At 71.0% G+C, this 8288-nt stretch carries 9 protein-coding genes and 1 rRNA gene; 9 read left to right on the top strand and 1 reads right to left on the bottom strand.

Annotation, left to right across the window (positions count from 1 at the left end; genetic code table 11):
* The 9 genes from rrf to AB0D94_RS33915 form a co-directional block, all read left to right on the top strand.
* Nucleotides 1–87, top strand: a 5S ribosomal RNA gene (gene rrf, locus AB0D94_RS33955); the annotation flags it as partial.
* 189 nt (nucleotides 88–276) lie between these two features.
* Complete coding sequence (locus tag AB0D94_RS33950) at nucleotides 277–930, top strand: HAD family hydrolase (RefSeq protein WP_362060323.1); 654 nt, start codon at nucleotides 277–279, stop codon at nucleotides 928–930.
* Nucleotides 931–973: 43 nt separating this feature from the next.
* Nucleotides 974–2203, top strand: a complete 1230-nt coding sequence (locus AB0D94_RS33945) for an MFS transporter (RefSeq protein ID WP_362060321.1) — start codon at nucleotides 974–976, stop codon at nucleotides 2201–2203.
* Nucleotides 2154–3323 (top strand): acetoin utilization protein AcuC, encoded by a 1170-nt coding sequence (locus tag AB0D94_RS33940; RefSeq protein ID WP_362060319.1) that lies wholly within the window; start codon nucleotides 2154–2156, stop codon nucleotides 3321–3323. Before AB0D94_RS33945 ends, AB0D94_RS33940 begins: the two co-directional genes overlap by 50 nt.
* Before the next feature lie 78 nt (nucleotides 3324–3401).
* Nucleotides 3402–4232: a phosphatase gene (locus AB0D94_RS33935; RefSeq protein WP_362060316.1), complete on the top strand. Its 831-nt coding sequence runs from the start codon at nucleotides 3402–3404 to the stop codon at nucleotides 4230–4232.
* A 114-nt stretch (nucleotides 4233–4346) separates the two neighbouring features.
* The gene (locus AB0D94_RS33930; RefSeq protein WP_031145511.1) at nucleotides 4347–4556 is read left to right on the top strand and encodes a helix-turn-helix domain-containing protein; all 210 of its coding nucleotides are present in this window, start codon (nucleotides 4347–4349) and stop codon (nucleotides 4554–4556) included.
* Nucleotides 4557–4695: 139 nt separating this feature from the next.
* On the top strand, nucleotides 4696–4794 hold the full coding sequence (locus AB0D94_RS33925) for an AURKAIP1/COX24 domain-containing protein (RefSeq protein ID WP_003948845.1): 99 nt from the start codon (nucleotides 4696–4698) through the stop codon (nucleotides 4792–4794).
* A 95-nt stretch (nucleotides 4795–4889) separates the two neighbouring features.
* Nucleotides 4890–5969: an NAD-dependent epimerase/dehydratase family protein gene (locus AB0D94_RS33920; RefSeq protein WP_362060312.1), complete on the top strand. Its 1080-nt coding sequence runs from the start codon at nucleotides 4890–4892 to the stop codon at nucleotides 5967–5969.
* Nucleotides 5969–6961 (top strand): lysophospholipid acyltransferase family protein, encoded by a 993-nt coding sequence (locus tag AB0D94_RS33915; RefSeq protein WP_362060309.1) that lies wholly within the window; start codon nucleotides 5969–5971, stop codon nucleotides 6959–6961. Before AB0D94_RS33920 ends, AB0D94_RS33915 begins: the two co-directional genes overlap by 1 nt.
* Before the next feature lie 109 nt (nucleotides 6962–7070).
* Here the strand turns inward: AB0D94_RS33915 and AB0D94_RS33910 are convergent, their stop codons facing one another.
* On the bottom strand, nucleotides 7071–8279 hold the full coding sequence (locus tag AB0D94_RS33910; RefSeq protein ID WP_362060306.1) for a DUF5667 domain-containing protein: 1209 nt from the start codon (nucleotides 8277–8279) through the stop codon (nucleotides 7071–7073).
* Between the last annotated feature and the right edge of the window lie 9 nt (nucleotides 8280–8288).

Genomic DNA, 8288 nt, shown 5'->3' with positions numbered 1-8288 from the left:
GGTTACATTCCGAACCCGGAAGCTAAGCCTTTCAGCGCCGATGGTACTGCAGGGGGGACCCTGTGGGAGAGTAGGACGCCGCCGAACAATCATTGTGGGAAAGCCCCGCACCTTATGGTGCGGGGCTTTTCTGCGTTCTGGGGCAGGTTCCCGGCCCAGGACCTGGGCCGTCCGGGGGCCGGCCCGCTCCGGCGGTTGGGAAATCTTTTCGGCGTTCGTCCGTTCACCAGCATCGGGTTGCCGTGGACCTGAGCTGACGGCTCGTAGGGTGGGTGCATGGGCTACGACCTCGTCATCTTCGACAACGACGGCGTGCTGGTGGACAGTGAGCCGCTCGCCAACAGCATCCTCGCCGGGTACCTGACCGAGCTCGGGCACCCGACCTCCTACGAGGAGTCGCTCCGCGACTACATGGGTTCGGCCGTGCACCGGGTGCACGACCTCGTCCGGGAGCGGACCGGGGCGCAGCTGCCGGCGGAGTTCGACGAGACCCTGCACGCGCGGATCTTCGCCGCGTTCGAGCGCGAGCTGAAGCCCGTCCCCGGTGTGGAGGACGTGCTCGGGGCGATGACCTCGAGTGGGGTCGGCTACTGCCTGGCCTCCTCCTCAAGTCACGAGCGGATCCGGGTCGGCCACCGGGCCGCCGGCCTCGACGGGTGGTTCGAGGAGGAGTGGATCTTCAGCGCGGAGGACGTCGGGCAGGGCAAGCCGGCCCCGGACCTGTTCCTGCACGCGGCCCGGCAGATGGGCGTGGAGCCCGCGCGGTGCGTCGTCATCGAGGACAGCCCGCTCGGTATCCAGGCCGCGGTGGCCGCCGGGATGGACGTCTTCGCGTTCACCGCGATGCTGCCCGCCGAGCAGCTGCCCGGAGCCACCGGCTACTTCGGGGACATGATGCAGCTCCCGGGGCTTCTGCAACTGCCCGTGTGATCGCTCTACCCACGGGTAGCCCCTGGGCCTACGCTGACGCGCCATGACGGGTGATGTGTGGCTGCGCCGGGGGCGCGGCGCTCTGGGGGTCAGCTTCTTCGCGCAGGGTGTCGCCTTCGCGCTGCTCGTGACCCGGATCCCGGCCATCCAGGACCGGTACGGGATATCCGACGGGCTGCTGCCCGCCTTCCTGGCGGCCGTGCCGATCCTGGCGGGCGTGGCGAGCGTCGCCACGGAGCACCTGGTGAAGCGGGTCGCGCCGAGCGTCGTACTGCGGTGGGCGCAGCCGCTGGTGCTGCTGTCCCTGCTGGGGGTCGGGGCCGGGGACCAGTTGTGGCACGTGGCCGTGGCGCTGGGGGCGTTCGGGCTGGCGGTCGGTGCGCTGGACGCCTCGATGAACATGCTCGGGGTGAGCCTGCAGCAGGCGTACGGGCGCAGCATCATGCTGGGCTTCCATGCCGCGTACAGCCTCGGCGGGATCGTGGGGGCTTCGGCCGCGTGGGCCGGGGCGCACTGGCATCTGGGGCTGTTCGTCTCGTACTTGCCGGCCGTGGCGGTGCTGGTGCCGCTGGTGCTGTGGGCGAGCCGGTACTACGCCGACCGGGGCGGTGAGGGTGTCAGCGCGGAGAAGGGGCTGGGGGCGGGCGGGTTCAAGCTGTTGCTGCCGCTGTGCCTGGTGATGGCGTGTGCGTACATCGGGGATTCGACCGTCGCGAACTGGAGTGCCAAGTACCTCCAGGACGTGCTGGGGAGTTCGGAGCAGCTGGCGACCGTCCCGTACAACGTCTACATGGTGACCACCCTGATCGGGCGGGCCGTGGGGGACCTGGGTGTGCGCCGGTTCGGGGCCGCGGCCGTGGTGCGGGGCGGGGCGCTGGTCGCCGCGTCGGGGTTCGCGGTGGTGGCCGTGGCGCCGGGGCCGTGGGTGGGGATGCTCGGGTTCACGCTGCTGGGGATCGGGCTGTGCGTGATCGTGCCGCAGACCTTCGCGGCGGCCGGGAGGCACGCTTTCGAGAATTACGGTCCGGGGGCGTCCGACACGGCGATCGCCCGGCTGAACATCTTCAACTACGTCGGTTTCCTGATCGGGTCCCCGCTCGTCGGCGGGATCGGGGACGCCTGGAGCTACCGGGGGGCGATGCTGGTGCCGATGGTCCTCGTCCTGATCACGTTGTTCTACGCCCGCTCGTTCGGGCCGAGGGAGGCCCGATACGGTGTCGGGCATGAGCGGGCGCGGGCTGTTGATGTGGGACGAGGCGGTCACGGGGTATGACTTCGGGCCGAGCCATCCGATGGATCCGGTGCGCCTGGCGCTGACCATGGGTCTGGTGCGTGCTTTCGGGCTGGACCGGGCCATGGAAGTACGGGCGGCCGCCGGGGCCGGTGATTCGACGCTGAAGCTCGTCCACCGGGAGGACTACGTGGCGGCGGTGCGCGAGGTGTCCGCCGATCCGGGGGTGGCCGACGGCTCGTACGGGCTGGGCACGGTGGACGATCCGGCGTTTCCCGGGATGCACGAGGCCTCCGCGCTGATCGCGGGGCAGTCCGTGGCGGGGGCGGAGGCGGTCTGGCGCGGGGAGGCCGAGCACGCGGTGAACTTCGCGGGCGGGCTGCACCACGCCATGCCGGGCGGGGCGGCGGGTTTCTGCGTGTACAACGACGCGGCCCTCGCCGTCGCGCGGCTGCTGGAGCTGGGCGCGGAGCGGGTCGCGTACGTGGATGTGGACGTCCATCACGGGGACGGCGTACAGGCGGCCTTCTGGGACGATCCGCGGGTGCTGACGGTGTCCCTGCACGAGCATCCGCGGACGCTGTTCCCGCAGACCGGCTGGCCGGAGGAGACGGGCGGGCCGGCGGCCGAGGGATCGGCGGTGAACGTGGCGCTGCCCGCCGGGACCGGTGACGAGGGCTGGCTGCGGGCGTTCCACGCGACGGTGCCGGAGCTGCTGGCGGACTTCCGGCCCCAGGTGCTGGTGACGCAGCACGGGGCCGATACCCATTTCGAGGACCCGCTCGCGCATCTGGCGGTGTCCCTGGATGCCCAGCGGGCCGTTCAGGAGGCCTGTCACCGGCTGGCGCACGAGTACGCGGACGGGAAGTGGCTGGCCCTGGGCGGCGGCGGGTACGCGGTGGTGGATGTGGTGCCGCGGTCGTGGACGCATCTGGTGGCGATCGCCGCGCACCGGCCGGTGGACCCGGAGACTGCGGTTCCGGCGTCGTGGCGCCAGGAGGCGTACGCGCGGACGCGGCAGTTGGCGCCGGCCCGGATGACGGACGGGCGGACGCCCTCGTGGCGGGATTGGGACGCGGGCTACGACCCGGCGGACCGTACGGATCAGGCCGTTCTGGCGACGCGGCGGGCCGTGTTCCCGTTGCGCGGAATGCTCGCCTGAGGGCCGGGCGTTACGCCAACGGTGGGGCTGTTCGCCTGAAGTGATGAGCCGCCAGGTGTGGTGGGGCAGCATCGGAGGGTGTTGAGCACCGGCGCGCTGCGTGCGCATCTGCTGGCCGCCCGGTTGGCCGGGCCGATCGCCACCTCGCGGGAGGTCAGTCTGCGCAGCTACCGCCTGTTCGCGGCGCGGGATCCCCGGGTGCTGCTGGGGCTGGAGCCGGAGCGGTGCTGGGACGAGGGTGATCTGCTGGGGCTGATGGCCCGCAAGTGCGGGGTGTCGGCGGATCCGGCGCACGTCAGCGGGCCGGACGTGATCGACCCGGAGCGGACGGTGGCAGCGCTGGACGCCTTCGCCGGGCGGTTGCGGGACGCGGCCGGGGCGCGGTCGCCGGTGCTGTTCGGGACGGGTCACCCGCATCGCCTCCTGGGCTTCTACGCCTGCTTGGCGGGGGCGTTATCGGCGGCGGGATGTGTTGTCCTCACTCCGGCGCAGGGGGTAAGTATCGACATGGCGACCCGGTTCGGCGTACGCACGTACAGCATCGATTACGTACGGGGGGTCGCACTGGTGCGGGAGCCCGGCGCGCGGCGGCCCGGGAGTGCCACCGGCGCGCACACCCACTCGCCGCTGCCGGTTCGGATCGCGCTCGGGGCTCTGGCGGAGGCCGGCGGGCCGTTGCCGGAACTGGTGGTGGGGGACCACGGGTGGGTCTGCGGTGCAGGTCAGCTGGGTGTGGAGGCGATCGGTCTGGCGGATACGGACGATCCCGCGCTGTTCGTGGCGGAGGCCGAGGGGCTGGTCTCGGTGACCGTTCCGCTTGATGACGCGGTCCGCGCGGACTACTACCGGCCCCTCACTCGCTACGTGCTCGATCGGGCCAGTCTGCCGGGCGGGCAGGAGTGGCTGTAGCTCCTCTTCCCCACTCGTATCACGCGCCCCTACTCTGGGGAGTGAGCGTGCGACGACGAGGAGTAACCGGAGGGGAAGCCGGTGCCCGTCATGCGCGGAAGGTCAAGGTGTGTCATGGCTGCTGGCGAGAGGCCTCTCAATGAGGTCGTGTTCCTTACCGTGGCGGAGGTCGCCTCGGTGATGCGAGTGTCGAAGATGACCGTGTACCGCCTGGTGCACAGCGGTCATCTGCCCGCGATCCGGGTGGGCCGGTCCTTCCGGGTGCCCGAGCAGGCGGTCCACGAGTACCTCCGAGAGTCCTATGTGGGGGTGGAGACGGCCTGAGACTGGCTTCGGCAGGGCTCGGATTACAGGCTCAGGGCTTGGGCGGGTAGGCTAGGCCGACGTAGGTCGTGTGGGCCCAGACGCCCCGCACCGATCCCCGCTAGCGCGGGGATGTTCCGAGAAGTGAGCGAGGGTAGTCGTGGGCTCTGTTATCAAGAAGCGGCGCAAGCGGATGGCTAAGAAGAAGCACCGCAAGCTGCTCAAGCGCACCCGCGTCCAGCGCCGTAACAAGAAGTAAACGGCAGCTGTACGTGTTCTCCGCAGCCCCTCCACCATCCTGGTGGAGGGGCTGCGGTGCAGCCGGGGGACTTCTTCGAGGGAGGCGCTGAGCTCGTGGCGAAGGTCGTGCTGGTCACCGGGGCTGCCCGGCAGCTGGGAGGGCGCTTCGTGCGCCGGATCCAGCGGGATCCCGATGTGGAGCGGGTGATCGCGGTCGACGCGGTGACACCGCCGCACCGACTCGGAGCAGCCGAGTTCGTCCGTACGGACATCAGGCAGTCGTCGATCGCCCGCGTGCTCGCCGAGCACGCCGTGGACACGGTGGTCCATCTGGCGGTCACCGGAGGCAGTGCGGGCACAGGCGGTGCGCACAGCACCGTGAAGGAAACGAACGTCATCGGGACGATGCAGCTCCTCGGGGCCTGCCAGAAGTCGCCGACGGTACGGCGGCTCGTGGTGAAGTCCAGTACCAGCGTGTACGGGGGCACCTCACGGGATCCGGCCGTGTTCACCGAGACCACCGAGCCCAAGTCCCTGCCGGCGGGCGGCTTCGCCAAGGACGCCGCCGAGGTCGAGGGATACGTACGGGGCTTCGCGCGCAGACGGCCGGACGTCGCGGTGTGCGTGCTGCGGTTCGCGAACATCCTGGGGCCCTTCGCCGATTCGGCGCTCGCCGAGTACTTCTCGATCCCTGTGCTGCCGACCGTGCTGGGCTACGACCCCAGGCTGCAGTTCGTGCACGAGGACGATGTGCTGGACGTGCTGCGGCTGGCGGCCCAGGAGCCGAGGCGCGGGACCCTGAACAGCGGGACCTTCAACATCGCGGGTGACGGTGTCCTGCTGCTGTCGCAGTGTTCGCGGCGGCTGGGGCGGCCGACGCTGCCGCTGCTGCTGCCCGCGGTGACGTGGGCCGGATCGGCGCTGCGCGCGGTCGGGGTCACGGACTTCTCGCCGGAGCAGATAAGGCTGCTGACGCACGGACGGGTCGTGGAGACCACGCAGATGCGGGAAGTGCTCGGATTCGAGCCGATGTACACGACCGCCGAGACCTTCTCCGACTTCGCGCGGAGCCGGGGCAGGGGTCTGCTGCCGCCGGATCGGATGGGGCGGGCCGTGGAACGGCTGGCCGCCGTGCTGAAGGTGGACGGCGTGGATGCCGATGACGTGGACGTGGTGGAAGGAGCGCAGCGATAGTGGCGGACGCCAAGGTCATTCCGTTCGACGAGGACCGGCCGCGCCGGCGGCCCGTGGGGCGGCGGGTGCGGGTGGCCCCGCCGGCCGAGCCGGTCGCAACGGTCGAGCAGGCCCCGCCGGTCGAGGCCGCCATCCCGAAGCAGGGCGGCGGCGCCGGCTGGGACCAGCGGATCGCGGGCGGGCTGGCCTTCTTGCGGCGGCGGGTCACCGGGGACTACGAGGTCGACGACTTCGGCTACGACAAGGAGCTGACGGACCAGGTTCTGATGTCCCTGATGCGGCCGTTGTACGAAAAGTACTTCCGGGTCGAGGTCAAGGGCATCGAGAACATCCCGAAGGAGGGTGGTGCGCTGATCGTGGCGAACCACTCGGGGACCCTGCCGCTGGACGGTCTGATGCTCCAGGTCGCCGTCCACGACCACCATCCGGCGCAGCGGCACCTGCGGCTGCTGGCGGCGGATCTGGTGTTCATGCTGCCGGTGGTGAACGAGCTGGCGCGCAAGGCCGGGCACACGCTGGCGTGCGCGGAGGACGCGCAGCGGCTGCTGGAGGCCGGGGAGCTGGTCGGTGTGATGCCGGAGGGCTTCAAGGGGATAGGGAAGCCGTTCGGGGACCGGTACAAGCTCCAGCGTTTCGGGCGCGGCGGGTTCGTGTCGACGGCGCTGAGAGCGGGCACGCCGATCGTGCCGTGTTCGATCGTGGGGGCGGAGGAGATCTACCCCATGGTCGGCAACGCGAAGACGCTGGCGCGGCTGCTGGGGATCCCGTACTTCCCGATCACGCCGACGTTCCCGTGGCTGGGGCCGTTGGGGGCGCTGCCGCTGCCGACGAAGTGGACGATCCAGTTCGGTGAGCCGATCTCCACGGCGGGCTACGCGGCGGAGGCGGCGGAGGACCCGATGCTGATGTTCAACCTGACGGACCAGGTGCGGGAGCAGATCCAGCACACGCTGTACAAGCTGTTGGTGCAGAGACGGTCCGTGTTCTTCTGACCGTTGAGTGCTGGGGCTCCGCCCCGGAGCCCGCGCCTCGGACGCCGGCGGGGCTGGATGTGCCGAAGGCGAGGCTGCGCGCGTGCGCAGCCTCGCCTTCGGCCTGCCTCTACTCCGCGTCCTCCGCCTTGAGGCCCAGGCCCGGGAGCAGGCCTGGGAGCAGGGGCGGGAGGGTGATCTCCGGCTTGGGCTGGTCCGGGGTCGCCGAGGGGGGCTGGGCCGGCCGTCCCGCTGGCGGGTTGAGCAGGTCACCCGTACCGCCCAGGAGGCCGCCGACGGCCGGGGGCGTGGTGCTGCCGCCCGAGGGGGACGGAGCGGCACTGCCCGACGGGGTGCCCGAGGCCGGTGCGGAGGGCTGTTTGCCTCCGGGGGTGCCGGGCTTGGACGGGGCGGCCGGGGAGCCGGAACCGGAGCCGCGGGTCTGCTCCGGGGGCTTGGGCAGCAGGGACTGGAGCGGCGCCACGTCATCGTCTATGGCCCGGAAGACCGACTCCACTTCACCGCCCACGTCGGTGAGCTGTGGTGGGAGCTTCTCCCGGAGCTTGCCCCACACGTCGCGGTGGGAGTGGGAGAACGAGGACAGTGCCTGGATCGGGCCGAGCGAGCCGTCCCGTTCGTAGGCCGCCTGGAGGAGCCGGTGCCCCTCCGACGCGTCGTGCTTCATGCGCGTCAGCGCGCGCCGGATCTCGCCCAGGGACTCGTGGTCCAGTACGCCCGTCCGGCCGCGTTCCATCAGCCGGCGGGCTTCGGACAGGCGGTTCGAGGCCTGGTCGAGGAAGAGCTCGCCCCGGTCCGAATCGTCGTCCGCGAGGCCGAGCTTCAGGTCCTCCATGCCCCGCTTCACGGGGTAGAGGTGATCACCGGGCAGGGCGTCGGAACTGGCAGCGGCCACTCCGCTGAAGGCCCCTGCGGCCACACCCACGGTGAGGCCTCCCGCTGCGATGCCCTTGGACCAGCGGGAGCGGGGCCGCAATTTCCGGAGCGAGGTCGCCCGGTGGGCGCCGCGGCCGGTCCGCTGTTCGGGCACCAGAGGGTCCGAGGCGGCACCGCCCCCGGCCCTTTCCTCCAGCACCATGGCTTCCATGGCAGCAACGAGCTGGGCTCGCTGCACCACTTTGACGTCTGCGTCCAATACCGGGCGCGGCATTTCGCCGAGTGCGCTCGCCAAGGCCAACAGCCGGTCGTGGTCGGCAGGTTCGGCAGGTGCCTCGGACTGCTCGGCCGCCGGGTCCGGTTCCGAAGGGTCGGACGGGGTCCGATCCTCCAGGGCCTGGGCGAAGGCGTTCGCCCGCCGGTGCGGAGTCACGTTCGCGATCACTGGCGGCAC

The organism is Streptomyces sp. NPDC048255 (assembly GCF_040652415.1).
In the GTDB taxonomy this organism is placed as follows: domain Bacteria; phylum Actinomycetota; class Actinomycetes; order Streptomycetales; family Streptomycetaceae; genus Streptomyces.
This window is presented reverse-complemented; position numbering and strand designations above follow the sequence as displayed.

What these genes read in the sequence shown, in the direction of transcription:
- AB0D94_RS33950 (WP_362060323.1), top strand. Translation starts at nt 277, where the DNA reads ATGGGCTACGACCTCGTCATCTTCGACAACGACGGCGTGCTGGTGGAC.
- AB0D94_RS33930 (WP_031145511.1), top strand. Translation starts at nt 4,347, where the DNA reads ATGGCTGCTGGCGAGAGGCCTCTCAATGAGGTCGTGTTCCTTACCGTG.
- AB0D94_RS33940 (WP_362060319.1), top strand. Translation starts at nt 2,154, where the DNA reads ATGAGCGGGCGCGGGCTGTTGATGTGGGACGAGGCGGTCACGGGGTAT.
- AB0D94_RS33945 (WP_362060321.1), top strand. Translation starts at nt 974, where the DNA reads ATGACGGGTGATGTGTGGCTGCGCCGGGGGCGCGGCGCTCTGGGGGTC.